The sequence below is a fragment of the Olsenella phocaeensis genome, from assembly GCF_048189965.1.
GTDB classification, from domain to species: domain Bacteria; phylum Actinomycetota; class Coriobacteriia; order Coriobacteriales; family Atopobiaceae; genus Olsenella_I; species Olsenella_I phocaeensis.
In genome coordinates this window covers 11,732-26,545 of the sequence record NZ_DBEZHV010000005.1, presented here as the reverse complement: position 1 = coordinate 26,545, position 14,814 = coordinate 11,732, and the positions used below count along the sequence as shown (strand labels likewise).

Below are 14,814 nucleotides of genomic sequence, written 5' to 3'. Positions count from 1 at the left end.
GATTCTATAGCGCGGAGGTATCGCGACATGTCAGGGGAGCAGGTCGACTCGGAGGGGGGCCAGGAGCTGAGGACGCTCTTGGAAAGGGACGAGGGCGAGAGGGACCGGACCATCGTTCGCGCGAGCGAGCTGGCCATCGCCGGCAACGTCGTGCTCGCGGCCTTCAAGGCGGTCGTGGGCGCCCTCACGGGCTCCATCGCGATCGCGCTCGACGCGGTGAACAACCTCTCGGACGCCCTGTCCTCGCTCATCACCATCATCGGGACGCGACTTGCCTCCCGTCCGGCCGACAGGCGGCATCCCTTTGGCTACGGCCGCGTGGAGTACCTCTCCGCCATCGTGATCGCGGCAATAGTGCTTGCGGCGGGCGCAAGCTCCCTCAAGGAGTCTGTCGCGTCCATCCTGGACCCCGCGACGCCAGACTACTCTGCGGCGTCCCTCGCCATCGTCGCGGCGGCGGTCGTCGCCAAGCTCCTTATGGGAAGACACGCGAGGTCGGTGGGCAGACGCGTCTCTTCCGACGCTCTCGTCGCCTCCGGCACCGACGCATCCATGGACGCGGCCATCTCTGCGACGACCCTTGCGGCCGCCCTCGTCCATCTCGCCACCGGAGCGCGCCTCGAGGGATGGCTTGGCGCGCTCATCTCGGTCATCATCCTCAAGAGCGGCGTCTCCATGCTTCGAGAGACCCTCTCCAAGGTGCTGGGCGAGCGCGTCGACGCCGGCGTCTCGCGTCGCGTCAAGGAGGCGGTCGAGTCCGTCGATGGGGTGCGTGGCGCCTATGACCTCCTGCTGAGCGACTACGGGCCCCAGCGCCTTCAGGGAAGCGTGCATGTGGAGGTGGATGACCGCCTCGCCGCCCCCCCAGATTGACGTGCTCTCCCGCGCCATCCAGTCACGGGCGTTCGAGCGATGCGGGGTCATCCTGACCACGGTCGGGATTTATGCGACGAACGATTCGGGGTCGGAGGTCCTGAGGGACCTGCGCGAGGGGGTGGAGCGCATCGTGTGGTCCCACGAGCACGTGGCGCAGATGCACGGGTTCTACGCAAACGAAGAGAGGCACACGGCGCTCTTCGACGTGATCGTCGACTTCGACGACCCTGACAGGATGGGGACCTACGAGGCGATCCGTGCAGAATGCTCCGAGGCATATCCCGACTGGAGCTTCACCGTGGGGCTCGACTCGGACGTTTCGGACTAGGATGGGGGAGTCGTCGCCCGGGGATGGCGACCCAGATGGCGAGGTGCCGCATGTACAGCTTCGATGGCAGGGTGCGTTACAGCGAGTGCGACGAGGACGGGAGGCTGTCGCTCCTGGGCCTTGTCAACTACCTGCAGGACTGCTCGACCTTCCAGTCGCAGAGCCTGGGCATCGGCCTTGACTTCATGGCCGCGCACCACTTCGCGTGGTTCATCTCCGCCTGGCAGATCGAGATTGACGAGCTCCCGCGCTTCTTCGACCCCATCGTGGTCTCCACCTGGGCGTACAGCATGAGGCGCACCCAGGCGGGTCGCTGCTTCACCATCTCCTCGCTCGAGGGGAGGACCTACGTCCAGGCGGACTCGCTCTGGTTCGTGTATGACACCGAGGCAAAGTCACCCGTGCGCATACCGGAGTCCCAGCTGGCATATGCCGAGGACACGCCCCGGCTCGACTTGCCACCCACCAAGAGGAAGCTCGAGGTCGAGGGACCGTACCGAGAGACGCGTCCCGTGACCATCGCCGAGCAGCACCTCGACACGAACCGCCACGTCAACAACGCCCAGTACATCCAGCTTGCCTGCGACGCGCTGGAGGAGCTGGGCGAGGCCTTCGAGCCACGGCGGATCTGCGTGCAGTACCGCCAGATGGCACTTCTGGGGGACCTCGTGGCGCCCCGGGTCCACCGGTGGCAGGACGGCGCCTGCGTTGACCTCTCGGACGGCGGCGAGAGGAGCTACGCCGTGGTCCGGCTCTCTCGCTAGGGGCGCACCGGTGCCCGCTCGCCCTGTGGCCTGTAGCGGCTGAGGCCGTCCACCACCAGCTTGCAGCAGGAGGGGAGGGCCCGCGCCTCGTATTCGGTGACCCCCTCCGTGACCAGCTCGCCGTCGATCTGCATGGGCATGGGCTCGCTCGAGCGGACGTGGACCCTCTCGCCTGAGAAGTGCTCGAGGTATGGCCTGCCCAGGTGGCTTCCCGCAGGGTCGACGAGGCTTGCGAACATGGGCCTGAGCAGGTGGACGGCGTCTTCGGTCTCGAGCACGATCACGTCGAGACGCCCGTCGTCCATGCTGCTGTCGGGGACGATCTCCACCTCACCCTGGATCATGGCGCAGTTGGCGACCATGCAGGCGATGCCGTCACGCTCGTGACGCTCGCCATCCACCTCTATGGAGAAGTGTGATACCTGCGGTCGGATGTTCTTCAGCGCCGCCGCGAAGTAGGCCGCCTCCCCCATGCTCTGCTTGTTGGGAACGGCGGCCTGCATGAGGCGGGCGTCGTAGCCTGTCCCGGACATGACGCCGAATCCACACACGTGTGCGCCGGAGGGGTCCTCCCAGCTCAGCTCGCCGAGGTCGGTGCGCGCCCAGAGGCCGCGCCTGCAGGCCCGGGCGATCGCCGCGGGCTCGGCGGCCGATCCCAGGTTGGCGTGCAGGAGGTTGGCCGTGCCCGAGGGGAACACGCAGCTGAGGACGTCGCGGCCCCTGAGCTCCCAGAGGAGGCCGGACACCGTGCCGTCCCCGCCCGAGAGCACGACGAGGTCGAAGTCCTCCGCGTCCGCGAGGCACTCGCGCCCTCCTCCCGAGCCGGGCAGCACGCGCATCACGCACTCGTCGCCCTGTTCGAGCAGGGCGCGCTCGAACTCGAAGACCGCGTCCGACCCGAAGCCGGAAGCGTTGTTGTGGACTATGAGGCTGCGCATGCTGACCTCCGACGGCCTTGAGTATGATGGTGGGGCCGGCGAGGGGCCGGCCGACGGATACAAATGTATCCGTTTTTGGCGACAAGACATGAATCGAGCGTGCGTGTACATATCTGACGCGGAGGGGCTCGCGCGTTTCTGCGAGCGCGCCTCGGACTCCAAGGTGCTGGCGGTGGACACCGAGTTCCTGCGCGAGAGGACCTACTTTCCCCGGCTCTGCCTGATCCAGGTCGCGACCGCCGACGAGTCGTGTGCCGTCGACCCCATCCTCATCGAGGACCTCACGCCCCTCAGGAGGCTCCTCGAGGACCGCTCCGTCACCAAGGTCTTCCATGCGTGCACGCAGGACCTCGAGGTCATCCTGGACGGCATGGGCTGCGTGCCCGCGCCGGTCTTCGACACCCAGCTCGCCGCTGCCTTCCTGGGGCATCGCCAGCAGATCGGCTACGGTGCCCTCGTCGAGGCCTGCTGTGGCGTGCGCCTGCCCAAGGCGGAGTCGCTCACCGACTGGTCCCGCCGCCCCCTCGACGCCGAGCAGCTGCGCTACGCGGAGGACGACGTGATCTACCTCCCGCGCATCTATGAGCAGATGGTGTCGGAGCTCGCCCGCCGCGACAGGCTGGCCTGGCTCGAGCCCGAGATGCGCTCCCTCACCGACCCCTCGCGCGTCGAGCGCGACCCCAGGGATGCCTACCTGCACCTCAAGCGCTCCAACTCCCTCACCCGCCGCCAGCTCTCCGTCGCGCGCGAGGTCTGTGCCTGGCGCGAGCGCGAGGCGGCCCGCAGGGACGTCCCCCGCAGGTGGGTCGTCTCCGACGAGGTGCTCGTCGAGCTCTGCAAGAGGGCGCCCAGGGGCGTGGACCGGCTCAGGCGCATCCGGGGCACCGAGCAGCTCCCCACGCGCGACGCCGAGGAGCTCGTCGCTGCCGTGGGGCGCGGTCTCGCCTGCGATCCCGACGAGATGCCCCTCCGCCCGCACCGCGAGCGCCCCTCGTCCGAGACGGAGAGCGTTCTGGACCTCATGTACTCCCTCCTCAGGCTGGTCTCGGAGCGCAGCGGCGTCGCCGCCCAGCTCATCGCCACGAGGGAGGACCTCCAGGACTACGTCTCTGACCCCGCCTCCTCCAAGCTCTCGCGCTCGTGGAGGGCGGAGCTCCTGGGAAGCCAGCTCTCCCGCCTCCTCTCGGGCGAGATGGGCCTCACCGTCAAGGACGGACACATCGAGCTTCTCTGAGCGACCTTGCCGATTGTGTCCCAGGACTGTCGTAGGATGGGCGCAAGACAGCGCGGGCGGATGGGGTACAAGTGCTCCATGTCACCGATCGGATGGGAGGCAGGTCGTATGCCAATGGGCATGTATTACGGTTACGGTGCGGACCTGGGCTACCTGGGCGTGGTCCTGGTCTCGCTCGTCCTGGGGCTCCTCACCCAGAGCTACATCCAGTCCACCTATAGGAAGTGGTCCAAGGTCCCGTCCACCCTGGGCGCCACCGGGGCTGAGGTCGCCCGCCGCATGCTCGACTCGGGCGGGGCGCATGGCGTGGGCATCACCAGGGTGGAGGGCCACCTCACGGACTACTTCGACCCGCGCGACAACCAGCTGCACCTCTCGGGCGAGAACTACGCGCAGGGCTCGGTCGCCTCGGTCGCCGTGGCCTGTCACGAGGCCGGGCATGCCGTGCAGACCGCCAGGGGCTATGCCTTCGGCAGGCTGCGCTCGGCGCTGGTGCCCGTCGTCAACGTCACCCAGCAGGCGTGGGCGGTCGTCTTCATGCTGGGCGTCTTCCTGAGCCTCTCCGGCCTCGTGCGCCTGGCCATCGCCCTCTTCGCCTTCTCGGTCGTCTTCCAGCTCGTCACCCTCCCCGTCGAGATCGACGCCTCGCGCCGCGCGGTCGCCTACCTCTCGGCGAACGGCCAGGGGCTCGACGGGCGCGGCGCCCGCCAGGTCCTCACCGCCGCGGCGCTCACCTACGTCTCGGCGGCGCTCGTCTCCATCCTGCAGCTCCTCTATCTCCTGGGACGCAGCGGTGACAGGCGCTAGGGAAGGGGCCCTGGAGAGTGGCTCCCAGCCCATCTCCGTGAGCCAGGCGGTGGGGCTTGCCGCCGCGGCGGCGGACGCCATGCCCACCCTGCTCGTCAACGGCGAGGTGACGGGGTTCCGAGGCCCCAACGCCCGCTCGGGCCACTGCTACTTCCAGGTGAAGGACGACTCCTCCGCGATGGACGTCATCGTCTGGCGCGGGAGCTACGCCAAGTCCGGCGTGCGGCTCAGGGACGGGCTCCAGCTCGAGATGCAGGGCAGGTTCAACGTGTACCGGGGGAGTGGCAGGCTCTCGTTCGTGGCGTCGCGCATCAGCGTGGCGGGCGAGGGGCTCCTGCGCCAGCAGGTGGCCCAGCTCGCCCGCAAGCTCGAGGCGGAGGGACTCATGGCCCCGGAGCGCAAGCGCCCCATACCGCGCTTCTGCCAGCGGGTGGCCGTGGTCACCTCCCTCTCGGGCTCGGTCATCGACGACGTGAAGCGCACCCTCGCCCGCAGGAACCCGCTCGTGCAGGTCCAGGTCGCCGGCTGCATGGTGCAGGGGCCTGGGGCCCCCGAGTCCATCATCCGTGCCCTGGGGGTCGCCGCCGCGGCCCGTCCCGACGCGATCCTCCTGGTGCGCGGTGGCGGCTCCTTCGAGGACCTCATGACCTTCAACGACGAGGCGCTCGCCCGCGCCGTCGCCGCCTGCCCCGTCCCCGTCATAACGGGCATCGGCCACGAGCCGGACACGTCCATCTGCGACATGGTGGGCGACCGACGCACCTCGACGCCCACGGCGGCTGCCGAGTCGGTCGCGCCGGGCATCGACGAGGTCGAGCTGCAGATCTCCGAGCGTGCGAAGCGCCTCGTCCGCAGCATGTCCTCGACGCTCGCCCTGAGCGGACAGGCGCTCGACGGGCTGGGGGCGCTCGCCTCGCGCTCTCTCGCCGCTCGCCTCGCCCAGCTCCGCTCGGGGGTCGAGGCCCTGGGCAGCAGACGCTGCCTGAGCGACCCTGCGGCGACGCTGCGCGACCGGGAGCTCCAGCTCGTGCAGACCGAGCAACGCCTGCACGACGCCGTCCCCCGCGGCCTCGCCATCGACGCCGAGCGCACACACAGGCTGGCAGACCGCCTGCGCGTGGGAGGGGAGGGCCTCCTCTCTCCCTTCGACCACCAGACCCTGCGCCTCGCGGCGACGCTCGAGGCGCTCTCGCCCCTCAAGGTCCTCACGCGCGGCTACGCCATAGCCCGCGACGCGCAGGGACATGTCGTGACCGACGCCGCGGGAGTGGGCGCCGGAGACGAGCTGCGCCTCCTGCTCGCGCACGGGAGCGTCGGCGCGCAGGTGACGGACGTAAGCCTTGACACGGCGAGGCAGCTCGCCTCGCGAAAGGAGTAGACCCATGGAAGAGAAGGCATCGTACGCCGACATCGAGCAGCTGAGCTTCAAGGAGGCGTCGATCGAGCTCGAGCAGATCGTGCGCTCCCTCGAGGCGGGTGACCTGGAGCTCGAGGAGTCCCTCAGCCGCTACGGTCGCGGCGTGGAGCTCCTGAAGAGCCTGCGCAAGCGCCTCGCGGAGGCCGAGCAGAAGGTCCAACTGCTCGTGGACTCGACCGAGCCCGCCGTCGTCGCCGACACCACCTCGGCCCCTTCGACGGCCTATCTGGACGAGTAGGAACGGTGTCGGGACGGACGCCCGCTTCCGGGACCCGGTGACAGTGACAGACAAGGGGAGAGGAACTGCCATGGCCATAAAGGACGACTGCATCTTCTGCAAGATCGCCAACCACCAGATCGAGTCCGACTACGTGTACGAGGACGAGCTGGTCTGCGCGTTCAGGGACATGAGCCCCCAGGCGCCGACGCACGTCCTGGTCGTCCCGAAGAGCCACCACGATGACATCCTCGACGGCGTCGACGAGGCGACCCTGGCCGCCCTCGCGCATGCCGTGGGCGAGGTCGCGCGCGCGGAGGGCATCGACAAGACGGGGTTTCGCGTCATCACCAACACGGGAGACGACGCCGGGCAGACGGTCCACCACCTGCACCTCCACGTCCTGGGCGGGGAGTCCCTGGGCGAGGGCCTGATCGCGAGGTCCTAGCGTGCCCTCGCATGAGGAGGCGGCCGCCGAGCGACACTCCCGCGGCTACAACTGCGCCCAGGCGGTGGCGTGCAGCTTCGCCGACGAGCTGGGCATGGACGAGGCCTCCCTCTTCAGGGCTGCCGAGGGACTGGGGCTTGGCATGGGCGGCATGCAGGCCACCTGTGGTGCCGTCGCGGGTGCGTGCATGGTTGCCGGTCTCCTCAACAGCACGGGCGATCTGGACCATCCCAACAGCAAGGCATCCACGTACCGTCTCTCGCGTCAGATTGTGGAGCGATTTGGCGAGGCAAACGGATCGACCACCTGTCGCGAGCTCAAGGGGGTGGGGACGGGAACGGTGCTCGCGCCCTGCACGAAGTGCGTCAGCGACGCGGTGAGAATCGCCGAGGACGTGCTCCGGGAGGCGCGCACGCGCCAGGCCTAGCCCGTGACGTCCTCCCATGGCTGGTGGAGGGCTATGATAGAGAGAGTTTGTGCCGATTGGGCACACCGCCTCGAGAGGAGATCCATGAACGTCCTAGTCATCAACGCCGGCAGCTCTTCGCTCAAGTACCAGCTGCTCGACACCAAGACCCGCCAGGTCTTTGCAAAGGGCAACTGCGAGCGCATCGGCATCGACGGCTCGTTCATCGGCCACCAGGAGAACGACGGCGAGAAGCAGAAGCTCGAGGTGGCCCTGCCGGACCACAAGACCGCCATCCAGCACGTATTCAAGATCCTGGACGAGGCCGGCTTCGACACCTCGAAGATCGAGGGCATCGGCCACCGCGTGGTCCAGGGTGGTTGGTACTTCCCCGAGTCCAAGGTCGTCACCGACGAGACCCTGGGCTGGGCCCGTGAGGTCGCTCCTCTCGCACCCCTGCACAACTACGCCGAGGCAGACGTCATCCAGATCTGCCGCGAGCTCTTCCCCAGCATCGGTAACGTGATCGTGGCGGACACCTCCTTCCACTACAACATGCCCGAGAAGGCCTGGCGCTACGCCCTGCCGCGCGACGTGGTCGACAAGCTGCACATCCGCAAGTACGGCGCGCACGGCACCTCGCACCGCTTCATCTGGAAGACCACCAACGAGTTCCTGGACGGCGACGTCCACAAGCTCGTCTCCTGCCATCTGGGCTCCGGCGCCTCCCTCGCCGCCATCCAGGACGGCCGCGTGATGGACACCACCATGGGCCTCACCCCGCTCGACGGCCTCATCATGGGCACCCGCTGCGGCAGCGTCGACCCCGCCACCGTGTTCTATCTGCAGCGTGTCGGCGGCTACACCGTCGACGAGGTCGACACCATGATGAACAAGCAGTCCGGCCTGGCGGCCCTCAGCGCCATCTCGAGCGACTCCCGCGACATCGAGGAGGGTGCCGAGAGGGGCGACGAGAACTGCAAGCTCGCGCTCGAGATGTTCTACTACCGCACCTCCCAGCTCGTCGCTGAGATGGCCCAGTCCATGCATGGCTTCGACACCATGGTCTTCACTGCGGGCATCGGCGAGAACTCCGACATCATGCGCCTTGGCGTCGCCAAGGAGCTCGAGTGGCTCGGCGTCAAGATCGACGAGGAGGCCAACAAGGTCCGCTCCGGCGAGCCCCGCGTCATCTCTGCGCCCGACTCTAGGGTCAAGGTCCTCGTGGTTCCCACCAACGAGGAGCTCATGATCGCCATGGACGTCGAGGAGCTCCTGGGCAAGTAGTCTCAAGCCAAAACGCTTTGCAGAGACGGCCCGGCGGGATTTCCCGTCGGGCCGTCTCTGCAATGCGGGCGCGTTTCCTTCGCCTGGCAGGGCCCATTCCTACCCTCGCTATGTCGAGTGCGCAAGCTGAAACCTTAAGGTTGCGCATTCGACGTCCCTCTCCCCAGTGTTTTCCCAGTTGAGAGGAAGCCAGCGTCTCTCGAGTGTGCAACCTTAACCCTTCAGCTTGCGCACTCGCGAGGCCTGGTCGGCCTGTATAGTCGAGAGTCTTGAGCTACTGCGCTGTCGAAAGTCTTGAGTTGCTGCGCTGCTGCGGGTGAGTTCCCTTCGCCTGGCAGGGCCCTGTCGTGGCTCCTCTTACTTGCCAAGCCCGCCCTTGCGCCAAGGAAGCCATCCCAGGATGCCCCGCGACTCTGGCTCGTGCGTGGGGGAGAGGTACTGGTAGGCGAGTCGTTCCTCTCCGTTGGAAAGGCAGATGACCCCGCAGCGCCTGAAGCCATGCCTCTCGAGCAGCCCCTGCATGGGCAGGTTGAGCTCGTGGGTGTCCATGCGCAGGCTGTCTGCCGTCTCGCAGAGCCAAGCCATCATGAAGGAGCCGACTCCGTTGCCCTGACGAAGCGTGGCAAAGCGGTGCACGACGAAGTAGGGGCCGTCGTCCAGCCAGTCTCCATCGTCGATTCGCAGGTAGCAGGGGTCTGGCCCCGGCGCGAGGACGAAGCATCCGACGACCCCCTCGCCCTCCTCCTCGCAGACCATGAGGGTGCCGCGCCTGAGCTCCGACGTCAGCTCCGCCCTCGTGGGGAAGGAGCGTTCCCATTGTGGGTTGCCCCGTGCGCGCATGAAGGAGCGCGACGACTCGAGCGCGTGCATGACGTCGTCGAGCTCGCGATTCCTTGCCGTCCTGATGCGTCGTTCCGACATGACGTCCCTAGAAGGGGGTGACGACGAAGGAGAGGCGGTCTGTCTGTCCGGGCGAGAGGAGCCTCATGCCCCGCTTGTGCTCGAACACGTCGTCCTCGTCCTCCGCCGTGGCGCAGCCCGTCCAGGGCTCGAGCGCGACGAAGGGCGCGTCCCCGGCGGCAGACCAGACGCCGAGGTAGTCGAATCCCGCGAAGTCGACCCTGATGCCGTGTCCCTCCGGCCCCACGAGACGAACCTGCCTCTGCGGGACGTCCTCGAGGACCAGGGTGTCGACGTCGAAGGTCCTGTGGGTCAGCGGCAGGACGGAGCAGCCGTCCAGGAGGGGGAGGCGGTCCTGGAAGTCGAGGAGGCCGGTTGAGACGTCGATCCGCGGAGCGGCGTAGGTCCAAGGCTCGGCGAACTCGAGGCGGTAGGCATCGAAGCCATCGGAGGCTCCCACAGCCGGGACGTTGAAGGCGGGATGGCCCCCCAGCACATAGGGAAGGTCGTGCGAGCCGGTGTTGGTGACCTCGAAGCCCTGCACGAGCGAGCTCTCGTCGATGGCGTACGAGAGGCGCAGCCTGAAGTCGTAGGGGAAGGACCGGCGCGTTCCCTCGTTCGACTCGAGCTCCAGGAGGACGCGGTTCCCCTCCCGCTCCACCAACGAGAACTCCTCGTTGCGGGCGAGGCCGTGCCTGCCGAGGCGTATCTCTCCCCGAGCGCTGGTGGCGTGGTCTCCCCTGAGGTTGCCCACGATGGGGAAGAGGACGGGCGCCCGGCGGGGCCACCAACGGGGGTCTCCCTGCCACAGGCACTCCGTACCGCCCGCCTTGAGGCTCATGAGCTGAGCCCCAAGCCTGCTGACCTCGGCCTCGATTTGACCAGAGGAGATGCGTGCCGTGTCCTCCATGCCGTCCTCCCGCCCCGAACGCTTGAGTTGGATGCAGTAATATGTGCAATGTGTGAGCACATAGATAGTACATCCCCCAGGCAAAGGAAGGCTCAGGCATGCACAAGAGGAAGCTGTTCCCGCTCGCGTCGTTCGTGGTGGTCCTCCTCGCCCTCGCCCTTGTCGGCTGCGCTGGCGCGCCGTGGCAGGGGCAGAATGCGACGGGGTCCCAGGGAGTGACCGAGGTGCGCGTCGGCTCCCTCAAGGGTCCCACCTCCATCGGCCTCGCGTCCTTCATGGACCGGGCGGCTGGTGGCGGCACCGCGAACGCCTACAGCTTCACCATCGCCTCCTCCGCCGACGAGATCGTCCCCTCCGTCGTGAGCGGTGACCTCGACGTTGCCTTGGTTCCCGCCAACGTCGCCTCCGTCCTCTACAACAAGACCAAGGGGGCCGTCTCGGTCATCGACGTCAACACGCTGGGCGTACTCTCCGTCGTGACGGGCGACGAGGGCGTGTCGAGCCTCGCCGACCTCGCCGGCAGGACGGTCTACATGACCGGCAAGGGCACGACGCCCGAGTTCGTCATGCAGTACCTGCTCCAGAAGTCGGAGCTTGCAGACAAGGTGACCCTCGAGTTCAAGAGCGCCCCCACCGAGGTCGTGGCCGCCCTCGTGGCAGACCCGTCTGCGGTCGGTGTGCTGCCCCAGCCCTACGTGACCGCGGCAACCTCGAAGAACCCCTCGCTGCGCGCTGCAATCGACCTCAACGATGCCTGGGCGGCGACGGGCGAGGGCGCCACTATGGTCACCGGCGTCACCGTCGTGCGCAACGACTTCCTGAGGGACCACCCGGCTGCCGTGGAGGAGTTCCTGAAGGAGCATGCGGCGTCGGTGGATGCCGCCAACTCCGACCCCGCTGGCGTCTCCCCGAAGGTGGTGGCCGCCGGGATCATGGACAACGAGAAGGTCGTCGAGAAGGCCATTCCCGCCTGCCACCTGGTCTGCCTGACCGGCAGCGAGATGGAAGGCGCGCTTTCGGGCTACCTCGGGGCGATCGCCTCCGTCGACGCCAGCTCCGTGGGCGGGAGCCTCCCTCCCAAGGACTTCTACTTCCAGGGCTAGCCCTTGAGGGGAAGCCGCTCCCATAGGTTTGCCTCGTGGCTCGCGGCCTGCCTGCTCTGGCTTGGCGCCTGGCAGGTCGCGAGCCTCCTCGTCTCGAGCGAGCTCCTGCTGCCTGGCCCCCTGGCCGTGCTCGGGAGCCTCGCGCGCCTCGCTGCCGCAGGGACGCTCGTCCGGGTGGGGTCGGCGACGCTCGCGCACGTCGCCCTGGGCTTTGCCGCCTCGCTCCTCTTGGCCCTCCCGCTGGGATGGACGCTCGACGCCTTCCCCGCCGTCCGACGCGTCGTCCTTCCCGGCGTGACGGTGCTCAAGAGCGCCCCCATCGTGTGCGTCATCGTCCTGCTCCTCCTGTGGTTCGGGGCGGCGCGCGTCGCCGAGGCGGCGGTGTTCCTCGCCTGCTTCCCGCCCCTGCTCTTTGCCGTCCTGGAGGGGCTGTCCGAGCTAGACCGAGGGATGTCGTCGCTCCTCTCCGTCATGAGGGTCCCCCTCTGGAGGAGTCTCCTCGCCAGCTTTTGGCCGCAGGTGCTCCCCTTCGTGGTCGCCGCCTCCCGGAGCGCCGTGGGGATGGCGTGGAAGGCCGCTGTGGCCGCCGAACTCGTCGGCTCATCCCTGGGCAGCGTGGGGGAGCGCGTCTTCCAGGCCAAGCTCCTGCTCGAGACCTCGGACGTCTTCGCCTGGACGGCGCTGGTCATCCTGGCGTCGAGGCTCAGCGAGGCGCTCGTCGTGGCGCTGCTGGAGGCCTCCGGCCCGCTCTGTCGCAGACTCTCCCTCATGGGCCTGGGACGAGGGGGCGGAGGAGAGGGGCGTGCCCTTCCGCCCCTGACGCCCATCGTGGCCAGGGGGCTTCGCTTCTCGTATGGTGGCCCTTCCGTCATCGAGGGACTCGACCTCGAGCTCGCGCCCGGCTCGCGCGCCTGCCTGAACGACGCCTCCGGCTCGGGGAAGACCACCTTCCTGCGCCTGCTCGACGGCGTCCTCGCTCCCACGGCGGGTGAGCTGCGCGGAGGCGCGCCTTTCTCCGTCCAGACCCAGGGAAGCCTCCTCGTCGACGAGATGGGGGCGCTCCAGAACGTCCTCCTCTGCGCGCGCGGCCGCGCGCGCGACGAGGTCGAGCGCACCCTGGCGGAGGCCCTTCCCGGCGTGGATCCCCTTCGACCCGTGGGCGAGCTCTCCGGTGGGCAGCGCAGGCGCGTCGAGCTCGTGCGCGCGCTCCTCTCGCCCTCGAACACCGTCCTTCTGGACGAGCCCTTCGCGGGACTCGACCCAGACGCGCGCGGGCGCTGCCGCTCCCTCGTGGACCGGCTCCTCGGCGGCCGGACCCTCGTCATGGCCTCCCACGACGGGGGGGACCTGCGCGCCCTGGGCGCGCGCCCCCTCTCCCTGCGACCCACGCGCTAGCGAGCGGGCGGACCTGGCGCCGGCCCGTCCCATGGCGCGTCCCTCGTTAAGCTTTGTTAATAAACTCCCGGCACCTCCGGCCTTCCCATATGCTGGATGGGTTGAACTCCCGCGGCGCCGTGTCCCAGCCCGTGCCCGCGGCCATGGAGAAGGAGGTGGGTCATGATTCAAGACCAGCTTGCTGCCTGCGGTCTTGTCAACTGCAGGGGTGCCATCCAGGTGGACGCGGCCCCGGCCGTCCTGGTGGAGAAGGCCCTGCTCGCCAACGAGGGTCGCCTGACCTCGCGCGGCGCCCTGTACGTGGAGACGGGCCGCTACACCGGTCGCTCCCCCGAGGACCGCTTCATCGTGGACACGCCCGACGTGCACGACGACATCGCCTGGGGCGCCGTCAACCGTCCCTTCGACGTCGAGGGCTACGAGAGGGTCAAGAAGGCCGTGGTCGACCATCTGAGCACGCGCGACCTCTATGTGGTCCACGCCATCGCCGGCGCCGATCGCCGCTGGTGCCGCAAGTTCCTCGTGGTCTGCGAGCGCGCGAGCCAGGCCCTCTTTGCCCGCCAGCTCCTGGTCAGGCCGTCTAAGCGCCAGCTGGCGGACTTCGAGCCCCAGGACTTCAGCGTCCTCGTCGCCCCCACGCTGCGGCTGGACCCCGCGACCTACGGGACCCACTCCGAGGCGGCCGTCCTCATCAACTTCCAGGAGCGCGAGGTCCTCATCGCGGGGACCATGTACTCGGGCGAGATCAAGAAGTCCATCTTCTCGGTCATGAACTACCTCATGCCCCTCGAGGAGGGCGTCCTGCCCATGCACTCCTCGGCCAACATGGACCCCGTCACGGGCGAGACGGCCGTCTTCTTCGGCCTCTCCGGCACGGGCAAGACCACGCTCTCGGCCGACCCGGACCGCATGCTCATCGGTGACGACGAGCACGGCTGGGCGGAGGGGAGCGTCTTCAACTTCGAGGGCGGCTGCTACGCCAAGGCCATCCGCATCTCGTCCGCGACCGAGCCCCAGATCTACAACGCCATCCGCTTCGGCAGCATCTGCGAGAACGTGATCGTGGACAACGCCACCCGCAAGCCCGACTACTTCGACGGCACCCTGACCGAGAACACGCGCGTGGCGTACCCCATCGACTTCATCGACAACGCCCAGGTCATGGGCCAGGGGCGCTATCCCAACGTGATCATCTTCCTGACCTGCGACTCCTTCGGCGTGCTCCCGCCCATCTCGCGCCTGGACAAGAACGGCGCCATGTACCACTTCCTGAGCGGCTTCACCAGCAAGGTCGCGGGCACCGAGCGCGGGGTGGACGAGCCCCAGCCCACCTTCTCGACCCTCTTCGGCGAGCCCTTCATGCCGCTCTCGCCCCTGCTCTATGCCGACATGTTCGGCAAGAAGATCGACAAGGCCGGCACCAGGGTCTACCTGATCAACACGGGCTGGACGGGAGGCCCCTACGGCGTGGGCATGCGCATGGACCTCGCTTCCACCCGTCTCATGGTCTCGGCGGCGCTCAACGGCTCGGTCGAGGAGGCGGAGTTCGTCCACGACCCCGTGTTCAACGTGGACGTGCCCCAGCACATCGAGGGCGTTGACAGCCGTGTCCTGAACCCGCGTGGAACCTGGGCGGACAAGGCCGCCTATGATGGCGTCGCCCGCCAGCTTGCGGGCATGTTCGTGGAGAACGCACGCGAGAAGTACCCCGACATGGACCCTGCCGTGAGGGCCGCGGGACCCAACCCCGCCTAGCGCCGTCGGCTCCCGGGGCCAGCGTGCGG

General features: G+C 68.2%; 16 protein-coding genes. 13 read left to right on the top strand and 3 right to left on the bottom strand.

What is annotated here, in order from left to right:
• The first annotated feature begins 27 nt into the window (after positions 1-27).
• From ACMPH2_RS01660 to ACMPH2_RS01650, 3 genes are read left to right on the top strand one after another with little or no spacing between them, the layout of a single operon-like run.
• Positions 28-873 (top strand): cation diffusion facilitator family transporter, encoded by an 846-nt coding sequence (locus ACMPH2_RS01660; RefSeq protein ID WP_417118443.1) that lies wholly within the window; start codon positions 28-30, stop codon positions 871-873.
• Positions 833-1,204, top strand: coding sequence for a hypothetical protein (locus ACMPH2_RS01655; protein WP_417118442.1), 372 nt, complete (start codon positions 833-835; stop codon positions 1,202-1,204). The genes ACMPH2_RS01660 and ACMPH2_RS01655 overlap by 41 nt, the downstream gene beginning before the upstream one ends.
• A gap of 50 nt (positions 1,205-1,254) precedes the next feature.
• On the top strand, positions 1,255-1,968 hold the full coding sequence (locus tag ACMPH2_RS01650) for an acyl-[acyl-carrier-protein] thioesterase (RefSeq protein WP_417118441.1): 714 nt from the start codon (positions 1,255-1,257) through the stop codon (positions 1,966-1,968).
• On the opposite strand, the gene ACMPH2_RS01645 is transcribed toward ACMPH2_RS01650, so the two are convergent.
• A complete protein-coding gene (locus ACMPH2_RS01645; RefSeq protein ID WP_009279106.1) occupies positions 1,965-2,906 on the bottom strand; it encodes a diacylglycerol/lipid kinase family protein in 942 nt (313 codons plus the stop codon). The genes ACMPH2_RS01650 and ACMPH2_RS01645 overlap by 4 nt on opposite strands.
• A gap of 103 nt (positions 2,907-3,009) precedes the next feature.
• Here ACMPH2_RS01645 and rnd point away from each other — a divergent pair, with 103 nt between their 5' ends.
• The 7 genes from rnd to ACMPH2_RS01610 all read left to right on the top strand — a co-directional run bounded on the left by rnd (position 3,010) and on the right by ACMPH2_RS01610 (position 8,722).
• Entirely contained in the window at positions 3,010-4,140 is a 1,131-nt protein-coding gene (rnd, locus tag ACMPH2_RS01640) for a ribonuclease D (protein ID WP_417118440.1), read from the top strand.
• Between the two features lie 108 nt (positions 4,141-4,248).
• Positions 4,249-4,947, top strand: a complete 699-nt coding sequence (locus ACMPH2_RS01635; RefSeq protein ID WP_009279108.1) for a zinc metallopeptidase — start codon at positions 4,249-4,251, stop codon at positions 4,945-4,947.
• Positions 4,934-6,325, top strand: coding sequence for an exodeoxyribonuclease VII large subunit (gene xseA / locus ACMPH2_RS01630; RefSeq protein WP_082719565.1), 1,392 nt, complete (start codon positions 4,934-4,936; stop codon positions 6,323-6,325). The genes ACMPH2_RS01635 and xseA overlap by 14 nt, the downstream gene beginning before the upstream one ends.
• Positions 6,326-6,329: 4 nt before the next feature.
• Positions 6,330-6,602 carry an exodeoxyribonuclease VII small subunit gene (gene xseB, locus ACMPH2_RS01625; protein WP_062531283.1) on the top strand — a complete coding sequence of 91 codons (273 nt, stop codon included), beginning with the start codon at positions 6,330-6,332 and terminating at the stop codon, positions 6,600-6,602.
• Between the two features lie 70 nt (positions 6,603-6,672).
• Entirely contained in the window at positions 6,673-7,029 is a 357-nt protein-coding gene (locus tag ACMPH2_RS01620; protein WP_062531281.1) for a histidine triad nucleotide-binding protein, read from the top strand.
• Between the two features lies 1 nt (position 7,030).
• The gene (locus ACMPH2_RS01615; RefSeq protein ID WP_062531279.1) at positions 7,031-7,456 is read left to right on the top strand and encodes a C-GCAxxG-C-C family protein; all 426 of its coding nucleotides are present in this window, start codon (positions 7,031-7,033) and stop codon (positions 7,454-7,456) included.
• An 84-nt stretch (positions 7,457-7,540) separates the two neighbouring features.
• Positions 7,541-8,722: an acetate/propionate family kinase gene (locus tag ACMPH2_RS01610; protein WP_417118439.1), complete on the top strand. Its 1,182-nt coding sequence runs from the start codon at positions 7,541-7,543 to the stop codon at positions 8,720-8,722.
• 357 nt (positions 8,723-9,079) lie between these two features.
• Here the strand turns inward: ACMPH2_RS01610 and ACMPH2_RS01605 are convergent, their stop codons facing one another.
• Both ACMPH2_RS01605 and ACMPH2_RS01600 read right to left on the bottom strand, forming a co-directional pair.
• Positions 9,080-9,643, bottom strand: a complete 564-nt coding sequence (locus tag ACMPH2_RS01605) for a GNAT family N-acetyltransferase (protein WP_417118438.1) — start codon at positions 9,641-9,643, stop codon at positions 9,080-9,082.
• Between the two features lie 7 nt (positions 9,644-9,650).
• A complete protein-coding gene (locus ACMPH2_RS01600) occupies positions 9,651-10,532 on the bottom strand; it encodes an aldose 1-epimerase family protein (protein WP_417118437.1) in 882 nt (293 codons plus the stop codon).
• 98 nt (positions 10,533-10,630) lie between these two features.
• Between ACMPH2_RS01600 and ACMPH2_RS01595 the strand changes: the two genes are divergently transcribed.
• From ACMPH2_RS01595 to pckA, 3 genes are all read left to right on the top strand, one after another.
• The gene (locus tag ACMPH2_RS01595; protein WP_417118436.1) at positions 10,631-11,635 is read left to right on the top strand and encodes an ABC transporter substrate-binding protein; all 1,005 of its coding nucleotides are present in this window, start codon (positions 10,631-10,633) and stop codon (positions 11,633-11,635) included.
• Between the two features lie 3 nt (positions 11,636-11,638).
• Positions 11,639-13,030: an ATP-binding cassette domain-containing protein gene (locus tag ACMPH2_RS01590; protein ID WP_417118435.1), complete on the top strand. Its 1,392-nt coding sequence runs from the start codon at positions 11,639-11,641 to the stop codon at positions 13,028-13,030.
• 162 nt (positions 13,031-13,192) lie between these two features.
• Complete coding sequence (gene pckA / locus ACMPH2_RS01585) at positions 13,193-14,785, top strand: phosphoenolpyruvate carboxykinase (ATP) (RefSeq protein WP_417118434.1); 1,593 nt, start codon at positions 13,193-13,195, stop codon at positions 14,783-14,785.
• The last annotated feature ends 29 nt before the right edge of the window (positions 14,786-14,814 follow it).